General features: G+C 56.7%; 17 protein-coding genes (1 of these 17 cut by a window edge). All 17 read right to left on the bottom strand.

Annotated elements, in window-relative coordinates:
- Positions 1-274, bottom strand: the start of a protein-coding gene (gene tuf, locus I6L45_RS07845) for an elongation factor Tu (protein ID WP_005306325.1). 911 nt of this gene lie to the left of the window's left edge; the window shows 274 of its 1185 coding nt (coding positions 1-274); it begins with the start codon at positions 272-274; its stop codon lies beyond the left edge, outside the window.
- 54 nt (positions 275-328) lie between these two features.
- Entirely contained in the window at positions 329-2434 is a 2106-nt protein-coding gene (fusA, locus tag I6L45_RS07840; protein ID WP_043762518.1) for an elongation factor G, read from the bottom strand.
- Positions 2435-2509: 75 nt separating this feature from the next.
- Complete coding sequence (gene rpsG / locus I6L45_RS07835; RefSeq protein ID WP_042074449.1) at positions 2510-2980, bottom strand: 30S ribosomal protein S7; 471 nt, start codon at positions 2978-2980, stop codon at positions 2510-2512.
- A 93-nt stretch (positions 2981-3073) separates the two neighbouring features.
- Entirely contained in the window at positions 3074-3448 is a 375-nt protein-coding gene (gene rpsL / locus I6L45_RS07830; RefSeq protein WP_026456685.1) for a 30S ribosomal protein S12, read from the bottom strand.
- Positions 3449-3630: 182 nt separating this feature from the next.
- Positions 3631-3909 (bottom strand): sulfurtransferase complex subunit TusB, encoded by a 279-nt coding sequence (gene tusB / locus I6L45_RS07825; RefSeq protein ID WP_216983884.1) that lies wholly within the window; start codon positions 3907-3909, stop codon positions 3631-3633.
- Positions 3910-3916: 7 nt separating this feature from the next.
- The gene (gene tusC, locus I6L45_RS07820; protein ID WP_134694310.1) at positions 3917-4273 is read right to left on the bottom strand and encodes a sulfurtransferase complex subunit TusC; all 357 of its coding nucleotides are present in this window, start codon (positions 4271-4273) and stop codon (positions 3917-3919) included.
- A 9-nt stretch (positions 4274-4282) separates the two neighbouring features.
- The gene (gene tusD / locus I6L45_RS07815; protein WP_216983883.1) at positions 4283-4675 is read right to left on the bottom strand and encodes a sulfurtransferase complex subunit TusD; all 393 of its coding nucleotides are present in this window, start codon (positions 4673-4675) and stop codon (positions 4283-4285) included.
- Between the two features lie 87 nt (positions 4676-4762).
- The gene (locus I6L45_RS07810) at positions 4763-5143 is read right to left on the bottom strand and encodes a RidA family protein (protein WP_043762506.1); all 381 of its coding nucleotides are present in this window, start codon (positions 5141-5143) and stop codon (positions 4763-4765) included.
- 26 nt (positions 5144-5169) lie between these two features.
- Positions 5170-5886, bottom strand: a complete 717-nt coding sequence (locus tag I6L45_RS07805) for a transcriptional regulator (protein ID WP_010675954.1) — start codon at positions 5884-5886, stop codon at positions 5170-5172.
- A 196-nt stretch (positions 5887-6082) separates the two neighbouring features.
- Entirely contained in the window at positions 6083-10387 is a 4305-nt protein-coding gene (rpoC, locus tag I6L45_RS07800) for a DNA-directed RNA polymerase subunit beta' (RefSeq protein WP_043762502.1), read from the bottom strand.
- 91 nt (positions 10388-10478) lie between these two features.
- On the bottom strand, positions 10479-14507 hold the full coding sequence (rpoB, locus tag I6L45_RS07795; protein ID WP_043808756.1) for a DNA-directed RNA polymerase subunit beta: 4029 nt from the start codon (positions 14505-14507) through the stop codon (positions 10479-10481).
- A 223-nt stretch (positions 14508-14730) separates the two neighbouring features.
- Positions 14731-15096: a 50S ribosomal protein L7/L12 gene (gene rplL / locus I6L45_RS07790; protein ID WP_010675957.1), complete on the bottom strand. Its 366-nt coding sequence runs from the start codon at positions 15094-15096 to the stop codon at positions 14731-14733.
- 51 nt (positions 15097-15147) lie between these two features.
- The gene (gene rplJ, locus I6L45_RS07785; protein WP_042016252.1) at positions 15148-15648 is read right to left on the bottom strand and encodes a 50S ribosomal protein L10; all 501 of its coding nucleotides are present in this window, start codon (positions 15646-15648) and stop codon (positions 15148-15150) included.
- A gap of 256 nt (positions 15649-15904) precedes the next feature.
- On the bottom strand, positions 15905-16606 hold the full coding sequence (gene rplA / locus I6L45_RS07780; protein ID WP_010675958.1) for a 50S ribosomal protein L1: 702 nt from the start codon (positions 16604-16606) through the stop codon (positions 15905-15907).
- Positions 16607-16610: 4 nt separating this feature from the next.
- The gene (gene rplK / locus I6L45_RS07775; RefSeq protein WP_005306313.1) at positions 16611-17039 is read right to left on the bottom strand and encodes a 50S ribosomal protein L11; all 429 of its coding nucleotides are present in this window, start codon (positions 17037-17039) and stop codon (positions 16611-16613) included.
- Positions 17040-17173: 134 nt separating this feature from the next.
- Positions 17174-17725, bottom strand: coding sequence for a transcription termination/antitermination protein NusG (nusG, locus tag I6L45_RS07770; protein ID WP_042013387.1), 552 nt, complete (start codon positions 17723-17725; stop codon positions 17174-17176).
- A gap of 9 nt (positions 17726-17734) precedes the next feature.
- The gene (gene secE, locus I6L45_RS07765; RefSeq protein ID WP_043762496.1) at positions 17735-18118 is read right to left on the bottom strand and encodes a preprotein translocase subunit SecE; all 384 of its coding nucleotides are present in this window, start codon (positions 18116-18118) and stop codon (positions 17735-17737) included.
- Between the last annotated feature and the right edge of the window lie 28 nt (positions 18119-18146).

The raw sequence follows: 18146 nt of genomic DNA, 5'->3' as shown, positions 1-18146 counted from the left end.
TGTTTTTAACGTAGTCGGCGTGACCCGGGCAATCTACGTGAGCGTAGTGGCGGGTAGCGGTGTCGTATTCTACGTGGGAGGTGTTGATGGTGATACCACGCTCACGCTCTTCCGGTGCCTTGTCGATCTGGTCGAAGGCGAAAGCTTTACCACCGAAGTGCTTGGCCAGCACGTTGGTGATGGCGGCGGTCAGGGTGGTTTTACCGTGGTCAACGTGGCCGATGGTGCCGACGTTTACGTGCGGTTTATTACGCTCAAATTTTTCTTTAGACACGACGTAGTCCTTCTAGGTTAAACCCGCCTACCGTCGTAGGCGGGGAATCTTAAATTACTTGGATTTGCGCTCTTCGATCACGGCCTGGGCGACGTTGGTCGGGGCATCGTGATACTTGGCGAATTCCATGGCGTAGGAAGCACGACCCTGGGTAGCAGAACGCAGGGAGGTCGCGTAACCGAACATTTCGGCCAGCGGCACCAGAGCACGTACGATCTTGCCGGACGGGCCATCTTCCATGCCTTCGATCAGGCCGCGACGACGGTTCAGGTCACCGATCACGTCGCCCATGTAGTCTTCCGGAGTCTCGACTTCGACCTTCATGATCGGCTCGAGCAGTACCGGGTTGGCCTTCATGAAGCCAGCCTTGAACGCCAGAGAAGCAGCGATCTTGAACGCCAGTTCGGAAGAGTCGACATCGTGGTAGGAACCGAAGTGCAGACGCACACCCAGATCCATTACCGGATAACCTGCCAGCGGGCCGGACTTCAGCTGCTCGCGGATACCCTTGTCAACACCCGGGATGAATTCACCCGGAATGACGCCACCCTTGATGTCGTTGACGAATTCGTAGGCTTTGCCTTCTTCCAGCGGGTACATGTCGATAACGACGTGACCGTACTGACCACGACCACCGGACTGCTTGGCATGCTTGCCTTCGATGTCCTTGACGGTGTTGCGGATGGTTTCACGGTAGGCAACCTGCGGCTTACCTACGTTGGCTTCTACCTTGAACTCGCGACGCATACGGTCAACGATGATGTCCAAGTGCAGCTCACCCATACCGGCGATGATGGTTTGGCCAGATTCTTCGTCGGTCCATACGCGGAAGGACGGATCTTCCTGAGCCAGACGGCCCAGAGCCAGACCCATCTTCTCCTGGTCAGCCTTGGATTTCGGCTCAACGGCGATGGAGATTACCGGCTCCGGGAATTCCATACGCTCCAGGATGATCGGTGCGTTTTCGTCACACAGGGTGTCACCGGTGGTGACGTCCTTCAGGCCGATGGCAGCAGCGATGTCGCCTGCGCGAACTTCTTTGATCTCTTCACGCTTGTTGGCGTGCATCTGAACGATACGGCCAAAACGCTCGCGCTTCTCTTTAACGGAGTTCAGCACGGAGTCACCGGAGTTAACCACACCGGAGTAAACGCGGAAGAAGGTCAGGTTGCCTACGAACGGGTCGGTAGCAATCTTGAACGCCAGAGCAGAGAACGGCTCGTCATCGGAAGCGTGCCGCTCGTCCTTGGTCTCGCCGTCCAGCTTCAAACCGTCGATAGCAGCAACGTCGGTCGGAGCCGGCAGGTACTCGACCACGGCATCCAGCATGGCCTGTACGCCCTTGTTCTTGAACGCGGAGCCACAGGTAACCAGGATGATTTCGTTGTTCAGAACACGCTGACGAAGAGCCTTCTTGATCTCTTCTTCAGTCAGTTCTTCACCACCCAGGTATTTTTCCATCAGGTCTTCAGACGCTTCAGCAGCGGCTTCAACCAGGTTCATGCGCATTTCTTGCGCTTGTTCCAGCAGCTCGGCCGGCACATCTTCGTAGTCGAAGGAAACGCCTTGGTCAGCTTCGCTCCAGTTGATGGCTTTCATCTTGACCAGGTCGATAACGCCCTTGAAGTTCTCTTCTGAACCGATGTTCAGTTGCAGCGGAACCGGGTTGCCTTTCAGACGGGTCTTGATGTGCTCAACGCAGCGCAGGAAGTTGGCACCGGTACGGTCCATCTTGTTGACGAACGCGATACGGGGAACCTTGTACTTGTTAGCCTGACGCCATACGGTTTCAGACTGGGGCTGTACGCCACCTACGGCACAGTACACCATCACGGCGCCATCCAGAACACGCATGGAACGCTCTACTTCGATAGTAAAGTCAACGTGGCCCGGGGTATCGATGATGTTGATACGGTGCGGTTGGAACTGTTTACCCATACCGGACCAGAAAGCGGTGGTCGCGGCGGAGGTGATGGTGATACCACGCTCTTGTTCCTGTTCCATCCAGTCCATGGTGGCGGCGCCATCGTGAACTTCACCGATCTTGTGACTTACACCGGTGTAAAACAGAACGCGCTCGGTAGTAGTAGTCTTACCGGCGTCGATGTGAGCGGAGATACCGATATTACGATAACGCTCAATGGGGGTTGTACGAGCCATTGTCATCCTCTTACTAGGGCACTTGTCCCCAGATAATTAAAGGTGCGCAGAGCCAAAAGACCCTGCGCAAGCGGATTACCAGCGGAAGTGAGCGAAGGCCTTGTTCGCTTCAGCCATACGGTGAACGTCTTCACGTTTCTTGACAGACGAACCCTTATTCTCAGCGGCATCCAGCAGCTCGCCAGCCAAACGCTGAGCCATTGATTTTTCACCACGTTTACGAGCGGCATCAACCAACCAGCGCATTGCCAGGGCATTGCGACGTACCGGACGAACTTCTACCGGCACCTGATAGGTTGCACCACCGACGCGACGAGATTTAACCTCGACCGCCGGACGAATGTTGTCCAGAGCGACTTCGAACAGGGCCAGGTGCTCTTTGCCAGATTTGGTGGCAATGATGTCCAGGGCGCCATATACGATGGCTTCTGCAACAGATTTCTTACCGTCAACCATTACTACGTTGACAAATTTAGCCAGCAGCTCAGATCCGAACTTGGGATCCGGCAGGATTTTACGCTGACCAACAACACGACGTCTTGGCATTTCAAATTCTCCGTAACTTCAGGGGTTACCCAAAACTAGAAAGTTATCTAACTAGAAACGAATTAACGTTTGGCCTTACTTAACGGAGAACCATTAAGCTTTCGGACGCTTCACGCCGTACTTGGAGCGAGCCTGCTTACGGTCTTTAACACCGGCACAGTCCAACGCACCACGAACAGTGTGATAACGAACACCTGGCAAGTCTTTTACACGACCGCCACGGATCAGAACAACAGAGTGCTCTTGCAGGTTGTGACCTTCACCGCCGATGTAGGAGGTGACTTCGAAGCCGTTGGTCAGACGTACACGGCATACTTTACGCAGTGCAGAGTTAGGCTTCTTCGGGGTGGTGGTGTATACACGGGTGCATACGCCACGCTTCTGAGGGCACGCTTCCAACGCCGGCACGTTGCTTTTCACAACGAGCTTGGTGCGTGGCTTGCGAACCAACTGGTTAATAGTTGCCATCAAAAGGCTCCTGATAATGACTTCATAAACGTGTGAAAAATCCTCCCCGCAGATACGGGGACGCGAAATTTTATGCCCTGTTGTCTGGGGAGTCAAGATTTATACAATTTGTGCACCAAAATGGCAAATGACAGTCCGTCACCATTATGCTAAGCACCTGAGTTATAACGTGAAAACACAAACTAGCTGGCCCAGGTCTGCGGCGATCCATGCTCGGCGATCAACCTGATCAGGCCGGGCATATCGAGCTCCATCCCGATCCCGGATGACAATCCCCTCGCCTGCAGGTCTTCCTGTATGACGTAGAGTGGAATGCCCGCCAAACGCTCACACCACGCTGGGGCGACCGTGGCCACCACGGCGTCCTGCATCAGCACCAACAAGTCCTCTTCCCGACGATAACGCAGCGCCTGCTCGAGATCCTGGGTCAGGAAGGGGGAATTCAACACCATCTGTATCATGGGCACCTCAGAAGCCGATGTGTGTGGTGCAGTCATCCCAGGCGCGTCGGATCTGCGCGGGAGACAACACGGTCACGGGGATCAGCAGATCCGCCTCGGTCAGTCCGCGTTCGGCCAACGACGCCGCACAGACATAGACCTCTTCGATGTCATACAGTTCCAGCATCTTGAAGGTCGGGGCATAGTGACGCTGCAATATCCCCTGTGGCGACTGCTCCCTGACCAGCTGCAAGACACCGTCTTCCAACAGGAACAGGGCCAGGGATTCCGTCAGGGCCGACGTTGCCAGCAAGGCATCCAGCCCTTCCCGACCACTCGCCGTGCCGTGGGGGCCACGACGGCATATAAAGGCAATCTTGCTCATCTCACACCCCTAGAACTGGACGAAGCGATCGGCGGTCAGACTGGCTTCTGCCAGCTGACCCAGACCGCTCAGACGAAACGGTGCCTGCAGGTTGAACTGGGCTTTCCCTGCACTCTTCGACTCCGTCTCATCGAGCACCCCGCGCCGCATAGCCGCGGCGACACAGACATCGATTGCAATCCCCTGAGCCACGGCCAGATCGCGCCACAGCGACACCAGATCGGTCTCATCGCTGGCCGGGGCATGCAAGCCACTGCCGTTATGCACACCATCCTGATAGAAAAACAGGTGGGACAAACGGTGACCCTGCTCGATCAGGCTCAGGGCAAAGCGGTAGGCGGTGCTGGCCGTCTGAGTGCCATAGGCGGGCCCAGTGACCAGCAGGGCAAAGCTCAGACTCATATCCGGACTCCTGCACAGATCTGCATTCATTTTACCTCACAGACGAAAAAGCCCCTCCTGGGAGGGGCTTGTACCAATGGCTGCGCCTTAGACGTAAGCGATGGCTTCAACTTCGACCAGGACATCCTTGGGCAGACGCGCGACCTCCACACAGGAGCGTGCCGGGGCGGACTCGCCGAAGTAGCGGGCATACACCTGGTTGAAGGCCACGAAGTTGTTCATGTCGCTGAGGAAGCAGGTGGTCTTGAGCACCTTGCTGGTGTCCGCCCCTGCGGCCTTCAAGACGGCAACCAGGTTCTTCATCACCTGTTCGGCCTGAGCTTCGATGCCACCGGCGACGATGTCCATGGTGGCCGGATCGAGCGGGATCTGCCCCGAGGTGAAGACCAGCTCACCCAGCTTGGTTCCCTGAACATAAGGGCCAATTGCGGCAGGCGCCTTGTCGGTTGCAATCACTTCTTTAGCCATTGTTATCTATCCCCTATCTATGGCGCTTACTCGCTCTCTTCTTCACCCTGCTTGCGCTGTCGGATGTAGAGATACACGGTATGTTTGGAAATATTCAGCTTGTCGGCGACCAGGTTGATCGAGTCCTTGATATCAAATATGCCCTTCTCGAACAACTGGGTCACGATAAAACGGTTCTTGGCGTTGTTGGCCACGGAGGGATCGCGATTGATCTCGTCGATGGTGTTGTCCACCGTCTGGGCGACCAGCTCCTCGACGCTGTTGGCAAAGGTCTCTGGCGACTGGCGCTCGACCTGCTGTGGGGTCGGGAAGAACTCGGCCACGAACTCGTGGAAAGGCGCATTGATGTGCAGGTTGATGCAGATAAGGCCAATCACCTGTTTGTCGCGATTACGAATGGCGATGGTGCTCGACTTCATCAGAGCGCCGGTCCTGCTGCGGGCAAAATAACTCTGGGTGTGATCCTGGCCCGTGCTCTCGATGTCCTTGAGCATGCGCAGAGCCAGATCGGTGATCGGCGCCCCCAGCGTACGACCCGTATTGAAACCATTCGCGATTTGGATCACGGACTCATGCAGATTTTCCAGGGAGTGGAGCACCACCTCGCAGTGCTTGCCGAACAGATCGGCAAGGCCTTCGATGAGGCCCCCATATGAACGCAACAATTCCCTGTCTTCGTCTGTAAAAGCGCGACCGCTCAGTTGCTCTTCGGGAAGCAGTACTTCCTCGATACCGACAGCCATGTTCTACCCCTGTAATACCCATTCAACTTTCCCGAGTTTTCAATTGCGGGGGGGCAATGTCAACTTTTTTTGATTTTTTGCTCTATAACCTTGCACTGGATCATCCCCTGCCCCAGCCCGGTGCAGGCTGGCGGCCGGGCGCAGAACGAAAAAAGGGCCCCTAGAAGGGGCCCTTTTCAATCACGGCAGCGGAAGATTACTCTTCGTCAAAACCGTCAGCTGCGTTCAGCAGATCTGCCAGGTTTTGCTGAGCCTCATCGGCAGTCACCTGCGGTACGCCTACAGCACGGGCTGCGGCGGCACGCTGGTTGATCCGGCTGTGGTGGTAGGCAAAGCCGGTACCAGCCGGGATCAGACGACCCACGATCACGTTCTCTTTCAGGCCACGTAGCTCGTCGCGCTTGCCGCCAACGGCAGCTTCGGTCAGCACGCGGGTGGTTTCCTGGAAGGAAGCCGCGGAGATGAAGGACTCGGTGCTCAAAGATGCCTTGGTAATCCCCATCAGGATATGACGGTAGGTAGCTGGGGTCTTGCCTTCGGCAACCAGTTTACGGTTGGCAATCTTCACGCGAGCCACTTCAACCTGCTCGCCTTCGATAAGGTCGGTGTCGCCGGCGCTCAGGATCTCGCACTTGCGCAGCATCTGACGAACGATGACTTCGATGTGCTTGTCGTTGATCTTAACGCCTTGCAGACGGTAAACGTCCTGCACTTCGTTGGCGATGTAGTTGGCGACCGGGCTGATACCGCGCAGACGCAGGATGTCGTGTGCAGACTCGGGACCGTCCGCCAGTACTTCACCCTTCTCAACTTTTTCACCTTCGAACACGTTGAGGTGACGCCACTTCGGAATCATCTCTTCGTAGATCTCGCCACCGTCGGTCGGGGTGATGACCAGACGGCGCTTGCCCTTGGTCTCTTTCCCGAAGGAGATGGTGCCGGAGATCTCGGCCAGGATGGCCGGCTCTTTCGGCTGACGTGCTTCGAACAGATCCGCAACGCGCGGCAGACCACCGGTGATGTCCTTGGTACCGCTGGACTCCTGCGGGATACGCGCAACCGCGTCACCCACGCCCACGTTGGCACCATCTTCCAGGTTCACGATCGCCTTGCCCGGCAGGAAGTACTGGGCGGGCACGTCGGTACCCGGGATCATCACGTCCTTGCCGTTCAGGTCGACCAGTTTCACGGTCGGACGCATCTCTTTACCGGCGCTCGGACGCTCGTTGACGTCCAGCACGACGATGGAAGAGAGACCGGTCAGCTCGTCGGTCTGACGAGTGATGGTCACACCATCGATCATGTGTTCGAAGTGCAGGCGACCCGCTACTTCGGTGATGATCGGGTGGGTGTGCGGGTCCCAGTTCGCGACGGTATCACCGGCGTTCACGGCCTCGCCATCCTTCACTTCCAGGACGGAACCGTAAGGCAGCTTGTGGCTTTCCTTGGTACGGCCCATCTCGTCCATGATGGTCAGCTCGGTAGAACGAGAGGTGATAACCAGCTTGTCAGAGTTGTTCAGAACGAACTTGGCGTTCTGCAGCTTGATGCTACCGGTGTTCTTGACCTGGATGCTGCTCTCGGCAGCCGCTCGGGATGCGGCACCACCGATGTGGAAGGTACGCATCGTCAGCTGGGTACCCGGCTCACCGATGGACTGGGCGGCGATAACACCGACAGCCTCACCCTTGTTAACCAGGTGACCACGGGCCAGATCACGGCCGTAGCAGTGAGCACAGTTACCGAAGTCGGTCTCACAGGTGATGGCAGAACGTACCTTCACGCGGTCGACGGAGTTGCGCTCCAGCAGGTCACACAGCTGCTCGTCGAGCAGGGTGTTGCGCGCTACCAGCACTTCATCCTCGGTACCCGGCTTGATGACGTCTTCAGCCACCACACGACCCAGCACACGCTCACGCAGCGGCTCGACCACGTCGCCACCCTCGATCAGCGGAGTCATCCACAGACCGTCGGTAGTGCCGCAATCGTCCTCGGTGATCACCATGTCCTGGGCCACGTCAACCAGACGACGGGTCAGGTAACCGGAGTTCGCAGTCTTCAGTGCGGTATCCGCCAGACCTTTACGAGCACCGTGAGTGGAGATGAAGTACTGCAGTACGTTCAGACCTTCACGGAAGTTCGCCACGATCGGCGTTTCGATGATGGAGCCATCCGGCTTCGCCATCAGGCCACGCATACCGGCCAGCTGACGGATCTGGGCGGCGGAACCCCGCGCACCGGAGTCGGCCATCATGAAGATGCTGTTGAAGGAGGCCTGCTCTTCCTCATCGCCCAGGGAGTTGACGTTACGCTCCTTGGAAAGGTTATCCATCATGGCCTTGGAGACGCGATCGTTTGCGCTGGCCCAGATATCGATAACCTTGTTGTAGCGTTCGCCCGCGGTCACCAGACCGGACAGGAACTGGTCCTGGATCTCGGCAACTTCGGCTTCGGCTGCGGCGATGATGTCCTTCTTGGCATCCGGGATGACCATGTCATCGATACCAACGGACGCACCGGACAGGGCCGCGTAGTGGAAACCGGTATACATCAGCTGGTCAGCGAAGATGACGGTGTCCTTCAGGCCCTGCTTGCGGTAGCAGGTGTTCAGCAGACGAGAGATCAGCTTCTTGCCCAGCGCCTTGTTGGAGACGCACTTGATCCAGTTCTGCGGGTTGGCATCCAGATCGGCCTGTTCGGCGGCAGTCAGTACCTTCGGCTCGTCGATCAGGGCGTACTCCATGCCTTTCGGCAGGATCAGGCTCAGGATCGCACGACCAACGGTGGTGTTCTTCATCTCGGTCTTGGCAACCAGTTCACCGGCTTCGTTCTTCACGTACTCGGTGATGCGGCACTTGACGCGTGCGTGCAGGTCGGCCAGGCCGGCGCGGTACACCTTCTCGGCCTCTTTCGGACCGGACAGCACCATGCCTTCGCCCTTCGCGTTGATGCGGGCACGGGTCATGTAGTACAGACCCAAGACCACGTCCTGGGAAGGAACGATGATCGGCTCACCGGAGGCGGGCGACAGGATGTTGTTGGTGGACATCATCAGCGCGCGCGCTTCCAGCTGGGCTTCCAGGGTCAGCGGTACGTGGACCGCCATCTGGTCACCGTCGAAGTCCGCGTTATAGGCGGCACAGACGAGCGGGTGCAGCTGGATGGCCTTGCCTTCGATCAGGGTCGGCTCGAACGCCTGGATACCCAGACGGTGCAGGGTCGGTGCACGGTTCAGCAGGACCGGGTGTTCGCGGATCACTTCGTCCAGGATGTCCCAAACGACGGCTTCTTCGCGCTCCACCATCTTCTTGGCGGCCTTGATGGTAGTCGCCAAGCCACGGGATTCCAGCTTGCCATAGATGAAGGGCTTGAACAGCTCCAGCGCCATCTTCTTCGGCAGACCGCACTGATGCAGACGCAGAGTTGGACCTACGGTGATAACGGAACGACCGGAGTAGTCGACACGCTTACCCAGCAGGTTCTGACGGAAACGACCTTGCTTACCCTTGATCATGTCGGCCAGGGATTTCAGCGGGCGCTTGTTGGAACCGGTGATGGCACGGCCACGACGGCCGTTGTCCAGCAGGGCATCCACGGACTCTTGCAGCATGCGCTTTTCGTTGCGCACGATGATGTCCGGAGCCGCCAGGTCCAGCAGACGCTTCAGTCGGTTGTTACGGTTGATCACGCGACGGTACAGATCGTTCAGATCGGAGGTCGCGAAACGGCCGCCGTCCAGCGGTACCAGCGGACGCAGGTCCGGCGGCAGCACGGGCAGCACTGTCATGATCATCCACTCCGGCTTGTTGCCGGATTGCAGGAAGGCTTCCATCAGCTTCAGACGCTTGGTGGTCTTCTTGCGCTTGGTCTCGGAGTTGGTCTGATCCAGCTCCTCACGCATGGCTTTGACTTCGCCTTCCAGATCGATGGCGCGCAGCAGGGCCAGAATGGCCTCGGCACCCATCTTGGCGTCGAATTCGTCGCCCCACTCTTCCAGTGCGTCCAGATAGTTCTCTTCGGACAGCATCTGGCTGCGCTCGAGGTTGGTCATGCCGGGTTCGATCACTACATAGGATTCGAAATACAGCACGCGCTCGATGTCACGCAGGGTCATGTCCAGCAGCAGACCGATACGGGACGGCAGGGACTTCAGGAACCAGATGTGGGCAGTCGGGCTGGCCAGCTCGATGTGGCCCATACGCTCACGACGGACCTTGGTCTGGGTCACTTCTACGCCGCACTTCTCACAGATCACACCACGGTGTTTCAGGCGCTTGTACTTGCCGCACAGACACTCGTAGTCCTTCACCGGTCCGAAGATACGGGCGCAGAACAGACCATCACGCTCCGGCTTGAAAGTCCGGTAGTTGATGGTCTCAGGCTTTTTGACCTCACCGAATGACCAGGAGCGGATCATGTCAGGAGAGGCCAGACCGATCTTGATACTGTCAAACTCTTCGGTCTTGGTCTGAGCCTTCAAAAACTTGAGTAAGTCTTTCACGTGTTTCCCCTGTCAGGAGTCTAACCTCGGCGCCCCTGCTGCCGAAACAGCGGGGCGCCCACGTCAATTCTCGAACAATAAGAGCGAGCTCTTACTCTTCGTCCAGCTCGATGTTGATACCCAGAGAGCGGATTTCCTTCAGCAGTACGTTGAAGGATTCGGGCATGCCCGGCTCCATACGGTGGTCGCCATCCACGATGTTCTTGTACATCTTGGTACGGCCGTTCACATCGTCAGACTTGACGGTCAGCATTTCCTGCAGGGTATATGCCGCACCGTAAGCCTCCAGGGCCCACACTTCCATCTCACCGAACCGCTGACCACCGAACTGCGCCTTACCACCCAGCGGCTGCTGGGTAACCAGGCTGTAGGAACCGGTAGAACGCGCATGCATCTTGTCGTCTACCAGGTGGTTCAGCTTCAGCATGTACATGTAACCCACGGTGACCTTACGCTCGAAGGCGTTACCGGTACGACCGTCGAACAGGGAGATCTGACCGGATTCCGGCAGATCGGCCAGCTTCAGCAGGGCCTTGATTTCGCGCTCTTTGGCACCATCAAAGACCGGCGTAGCGACCGGCAGACCCTTACGCAGGTTACCCACCAGGGTACGCACGTCGTCGTCGGACAGCTCGGCGATGTTCACTTGCTGGGAGTCCTTCTCGCCCAGGTCATAGACCTGCTGCAGGAACTCGCGCATCTCGTGCAGCTCGCGCTGCTCTTTGATCATGCGGTCGATCTTCTCGCCGATGCCCTTGGCCGCAAGACCCAGGTGCACTTCGAGGATCTGACCGATGTTCATACGAGACGGTACGCCCAGCGGGTTCAGTACGATGTCGACCGGACGGCCGTATTCGTCATGAGGCATGTCCTCGACCGGGCAGATCTTGGAGATAACACCCTTGTTACCGTGACGGCCCGCCATCTTGTCACCCGGCTGGATGCGACGCTTGACTGCCAGATAAACCTTGACGATTTTCAGCACGCCCGGCGCCAGATCGTCACCCTGGATGATCTTGCGACGCTTGTTCTCGAACTTCTTGTCAAACTCGGCCTTCAGCTCAACGTGCTGTTCGGCGATCTGCTCCAGTTCGATTTGCTTGGCTTCATCTTCGATGGCCAGTTCAAACCACTTGGAACGCTCGAGCTTGTTCAGACGATCTTCGCTGTAACCGGCGGCCAGCAGCAGGTTGCGGGAGCGGCCGAAAATGCCGTCTTCCAGGATCTTGAACTCTTCGGTCAAGTCCTTCTTCGCTTCCTTCAGCTGCATCTCTTCGATTTCTTTGGCGCGCTTGTCTTTTTCCACGCCATCGCGGGTAAAGACTTGCACGTCAACCACGGTACCGTATACACCGTTCGGTACGCGCAGGGAGGAGTCCTTCACGTCGGACGCCTTCTCACCGAAGATGGCACGCAGCAGCTTCTCTTCCGGGGTCAGCTGGGTCTCGCCCTTCGGGGTCACCTTGCCGACCAGGATGTCGCCGCCCTTCACTTCGGCACCCACGTAGACGATACCGGACTCGTCCAGCTTGGACAGAGCGGCTTCACCCACGTTCGGGATGTCGGCAGTGATCTCTTCCGGACCCAGCTTGGTGTCACGGGAGATACAGGCCAGTTCCTGAATGTGGATGGTGGTCAGGCGATCTTCCTGAACCACGCGCTCGTTCACCAGGATCGAGTCTTCGAAGTTGTAACCGTTCCACGGCATGAACGCGACGCGCAGGTTCTGACCCAGCGCCAGTTCACCCAGGTCGGTGGACGGGCCGTCAGCCAGCACGTCACCGGCCATCACCGGCTCACCCAGCATCACGCAGGGGCGCTGGTTGATACAGGTGTTCTGGTTGGAACGGGTGTATTTGGTCAGGTTGTAGATGTCGATGCCGGCTTCGCCTGGCAGCAACTCATCTTCATTGACCTTGATAACGATACGGGAGGCGTCGACGTAGTCGATCATGCCGCCACGCTTGGCCACTACGGTTACACCGGAGTCAACGGCCACGGCGCGTTCCATACCGGTACCTACCAGCGGCTTGTCAGCGCGCAGGGTCGGTACGGCCTGACGTTGCATGTTTGAACCCATCAATGCGCGGTTCGCGTCATCGTGTTCCAGGAACGGGATCAGGGCCGCTGCCACAGAGACGATCTGTTGCGGGCTCACGTCCATATACTGGATCTGGTCGGCGTTCATAAAGGTGGATTCACCCTTGTGACGGCACGGGATCAATTCATCTTTCAGACGGCCATCTTCGGTGGTCGCGGCGTTGGCCTGTGCGATCACGTACTTGCCTTCTTCAATCGCAGACAGGTAATCCACTTCGTCGGTGATCACACCGTCGATCACCTTGCGGTACGGGGTCTCGAGGAAACCGTACTCGTTGGTGCGGGAGTAGACGGACAGCGAGTTGATCAGACCGATGTTCGGACCTTCCGGCGTTTCGATCGGGCACAGACGACCGTAGTGGGTCGGGTGTACGTCTCGAACTTCGAAGCCGGCACGCTCACGGGTCAGACCGCCCGGGCCCAGCGCGGAGATACGACGCTTGTGGGTCACTTCGGACAGCGGGTTGTTCTGGTCCATGAACTGGGACAGCTGGCTGGAACCGAAGAACTCTTTGACCGCGGCGGAGATCGGCTTGGCGTTGATCAGATCCTGCGGCATCAGGGTGTCCAGATCGCCCAGAGACAGGCGCTCCTTCACCGCACGCTCGACACGGACCAGACCGACACGGAACTGGTTCTCGGCCATTTCACCGACAGAACGGATACGACGGTTACCCAGGTGGTCGATATCGTCCACCTCGTCATTGCCGTTACGGATGTCGATCAGGCGCTTCATGACCTCGACGATGTCGTCCTTGGTCAGCACGCCAACGCCGGTCTCGTCTTCACGACCCAGACGGCGGTTGAACTTCATCCGACCCACGGTAGACAGGTCGTAACGCTCGGAAGAGAAGAACAGGTTCTCGAACAGCTGCTCTGCGGCTTCGCGAGTGGGCGGCTCGCCCGGACGCATCATGCGATAGATCTCGACCAGGGCTTCCAGGCGGCTGGAGCTGGAGTCGATACGCAGGGTCTCGGACATGTAAGCACCGTGGTCCAGTTCGTTGGTGAACAGAACCTCGAAGTGCTTGAAGCCGGCTTGGGACAGGTTGGCAACCGCTTCCAGGCTCAGGGCCTGGTTGGCAGTCACAACCATTTCACCAGTCTGCGGATGTGCGTAGTTCTTGGCAGCAACTTTGCCAACAACATACTCTACCGGCACCTCGATCTGGGTGATGCCGTCTTTTTCCAGCTGGCGGATGTGACGGGCAGTGACGCGACGACCTGTCTCGACCACCACGGCGCCATTGGCAATGATGTCGAAGGTCGCGGTCTCGCCACGCAGGCGCTCGGGCACCAGATCCATCATCAACTTGCCATCTTTCACTTCGAAACCGATAGTCTCGAAGAAGGTGGCCAGGATTTCTTCGGAACTGAAGTCCAGGGCGCGCAGAATAATGGAGGCTGGCAGTTTACGACGACGGTCGATACGGACAAACAGGTTGTCTTTCGCATCGAACTCGAAGTCCAGCCAGGAGCCGCGGTAGGGGATAACGCGAGCGTTATAGAGCACCTTACCGGATGAATGTGTTTTGCCTTTATCGTGGTCGAAGAAGACGCCCGGGCTGCGGTGCAGCTGGGAGACGATGACCCGCTCGGTACCATTGATGACAAAGGTGCCGTTTTCGGTCATGAGCGGAATTTCGCCCATGTAGACTTCTTGTTCCTTGATATCTTTGACGGTGCCGGCAGCTGCTTCACGGTCGTACAGAACCATACGAAGCTTGACACGCAGCGGCGCGGAGTAGGTCACTCCACGGATCTGGCATTCTTTTACGTCAAATACCGGCTCACCCAGGCGATAGCTGACATACTGAAGCTCAGCACTACCGGAGTAACTGGTGATCGGGAAAACGCTACGGAAGGCGGCTTCTAGGCCGTACTCACCTTCCGGGTCAGCCTCGATGAACTGCTTGAAGGAGTCCAGCTGAATGGACAACAGATAAGGCGTGTCCAGTACCTGGTCTCGCTTACCGAAGTCCTTACGTATGCGTTTTTTTTCGGTATAAGAGTAAACCATAGGGTTCCTCAGCTCGCTGATAAGTGACCCACTCTGTCCCCACGGGACAGCTCTGTCTCAACACCGTTTTGTGTTGGCCCGGACGATGAGGCGGTCCGGATTGCTGGTGCACCGAGAGTCGTGAACGGTGTGAAATACTCTCAGTCTACAGCGCAAAAAGGCTGGTGAATAAAGATTCACCAGCCTTAGCCTGTTTTATCAGGCTAATCTACATAAATGCAGATTATTTGATCTCAACAGAAGCACCGGCAGCTTCCAGCTCTTTCTTCAGAGCTTCAGCTTCGTCCTTGGACACGGCTTCTTTCAGATTGGTCGGAGCAGCTTCTACCAGGTCCTTGGCTTCTTTCAGGCCCAGACCGGTAGCGCCACGAACGGCCTTGATGACGGCAACTTTGTTGGCGCCAGCAGCAGTCAGAACTACGTCGAACTCGGTCTTCTCTTCTACTGCTTCAGCAGCAGCCGGGCCGGCCATTACGGCAGCAGCGGCAGAAACACCGAACTTCTCTTCCATAGCTTCGATCAGCTCAACAACTTCCATTACGGACATGGAAGCAACGGCTTCGATGATTTGGTCTTTAGTGATAGACATGACAAAAATTCCTGATGTTGAATAAACTCAAACAGCCTAGATAGGCGAGAATCAAGCAGCAGCTTGTTTCTGGTCGCGAACAGCAGCGATAGTACGAACCAGCTTGCCAGCAGAGGCTTCCTTCATGGTAGCCATCAACTTCGCAATTGCTTCTTCGTAGGTCGGCAGCGTGGCCAGACGATCAATTTGTGCTGCGGCGATAAACTCACCGTTAAAAGCGCCAGCCTTGATTTCGAACTTTTGGTTCGCTTTGGCAAACTCTTTGAACAGACGAGCGGCAGCGCCCGGGTGTTCGTTGGAGAAAGCAATCAAGGTAGGACCGGTAAATGCGTCGTTCAGGCACTCGTATTCGGTACCTTCTACCGCGCGACGCAGCAGGGTGTTACGCACAACGCGCATATACACACCAGCTTCACGAGCGGTCTTACGCAGGACGGTCATCTTCTCTACAGTGACGCCGCGAGAATCGGCTACAACTGCAGAAAGAGCGCCTTTGGCAGCTTCGTTGACTTCAGCAACAATTGCCTTTTTGTCTTCGAGTCCCAATGCCATTGGCTTAACTCCTGGATTGAATCCGGGTCTATTGACCCAGTACTGACACATCCCCCCTACCTTTACAACAGAGGGGAACGATGCGGTAGCAGGATTCCAGAAGAGAAAGAATCTTTCTCGCTGGGTTTCCGGCACCGTCTACGCAGGAAACATTAAGGCTTTGCAGCCTCCTGCGGTCTTGGACGGAGGTCGAAACCCCCAACCAATCAAGGCGCAAAATTATAGATTAAATTTTGCGCCTTGTAAAACCCATCAATTAGGCCTGAGCTTCCAGAGAAGCTTGGTCTACGGCAACACCGGCACCCATGGTGGTGGAGATGCTGACTTTCTTGATGAATACACCCTTGGCGGAGGACGGCTTGGCCTTCTTCAAGGCAACCAGCAGAGCTTCCAAGTTCTCTTTCAACTGAACTTCGTTGAAGGAAACTTTGCCCAGGGTGGTGTGAATGATACCGTTCTTGTCGTTACGGTAACGAACCTGACCAGCCTTGGCGTTCTTGACGGCTTCGGCTACGTTCGGAGTTACGGTACCAACCTTCGGGTTCGGCATCAGGCCGCGCGGGCCCAGGATTTGGCCCAGTTGACCAACAACGCGCATGGCATCCGGGGATGCGATCACGACGTCGAAGTTCATCTCGCCTTTCTTGACCAGCTCAGCCAGGTCATCCATACCAACCAGTTCAGCACCGGCAGCCTTGGCGGCTTCGGCATTGGCACCCTGGGTGAATACAGCGACACGGATGTCACGGCCAGTACCGTGCGGCAGTACAGTTGCACCACGTACGTTCTGGTCGGATTTACGAGCATCGATACCCAGGTTGACAGCAACGTCAACGCTCTCAACGAACTTGGCGGTAGCCAGTTCTTTCAGCAGGGCAATGGCTTCGTTGATGGAGTACTCTTTGGTACCGTCAACTTTTTCGCGAATAACGCGCATACGCTTGGACAGTTTAGCCATTGTCTTACTCCTCCACTACCAGGCCCATGGAACGAGCGGAACCGGCGATGCAACGTACTTTTGCATCCAGATCGGCACCAGTCATATCCGGCTCTTTGGTCTTGGCGATTTCTTGCAGCTGGGCAACAGTCACCTTACCAACCTTGTCTTTGTTCGGCTTGGCAGAACCAGACTGGATACCAGCGGCTTTCTTCAGCAGGAAGGAAGCGGGCGGAGTCTTGGTTTCGAAGGTGAAGGAACGGTCGCTGTAAACGGTGATCACGACCGGAGTCGGAGAACCTTTTTCCAGCTTTTCTGTACGGGCGTTGAACGCCTTACAGAATTCCATGATGTTCACGCCGTGCTGACCCAGAGCAGGACCAACGGGAGGGCTGGGGTTAGCACTGCCAGCCTTAACTTGCAGCTTGATATAAGCTGTGACTTTCTTAGCCATTACAAAAATACCTCAAAAATGGGTTCTAGCGCCTCGGAGACATGCTCCTGCAAACGGCTCCCCAACAAATAAAGGGGCAGCGAATTATAGAGATAATCGCTGCCCCTGACAACCGTTAAACGAACAGAGATTAATCAGCCTTTTTCGACCTGACCAAAATCCAGTTCTACCGGTGTTGAGCGGCCAAAGATCAGAACGGAGACCTTCACGCGGCTCTTCTCGTAGTCCACCTCTTCAACAGTACCGTTGAAGTCGGCGAACGGACCATCGGCAACCCGGACCATCTCACCCGGTTCAAACAGGGTTTTCGGACGCGGTTTGTCGTGGGCATCTTGCAGACGGTTGAGGATGGCATCCGCTTCTTTATCGGAGATCGGAGCCGGACGGTCGGAGGTACCGCCGATGAAGCCCATGACGCGCGGTACATTGCGTACCAGGTGCCATGTGGTCTCATCCATCACCATCTGGACCAGGACATAGCCTGGGAAAAACTTGCGCTCACTCTTGCGCTTCTGGCCGGCACGCATCTCGACCACTTCTTCGGTCGGGACAAGCACTTCACCGAACATGTCTTCCATGCCATGCATCTTGATATGTTCACGCAGGGACTTGGCAACCCGGCCTTCATAGCCGGAAAACGCCTGCACGACATACCATCTCATACGTTGTTCACGTTGTTCAGTCATGGCTTATCCTTACACACCGGTAATCAGGTTGACCAACCAGACCAAGGCGCCGTCCAGAACGAACAGCAGCAGCCCCATCACGGCGGTCACCGCCAGCACAATCAGGGTTGTCTGAATGGCTTCCTGACGGGTTGGCCATACGACCTTGCGGACTTCCAGGCGAGACTCGCGAGCAAAAGCCAGTGTTGCTTTTCCTTTCACTGTACGCAGAGCAAGTACCCCTGCCGCTGCGATAGCGACCAATACACCCAATGCACGCAAGGCGACGTTCACATCATTAAAATGCTTACCGACCCACCAGTTTCCAGCAACTGCCGCGATCAGGATGATGAAAACCAGGCCCCAAAGCAGGGTATCCTTGCTTCCGCCCTGATCCTCAGAACTAACACTCATACAACCCACCTGTATCTGACGTAACCAA

The sequence above is a fragment of the Aeromonas sp. FDAARGOS 1415 genome, assembly GCF_019048365.1.
Taxonomy (GTDB): domain Bacteria; phylum Pseudomonadota; class Gammaproteobacteria; order Enterobacterales; family Aeromonadaceae; genus Aeromonas; species Aeromonas taiwanensis.
This window is presented reverse-complemented; position numbering and strand designations above follow the sequence as displayed.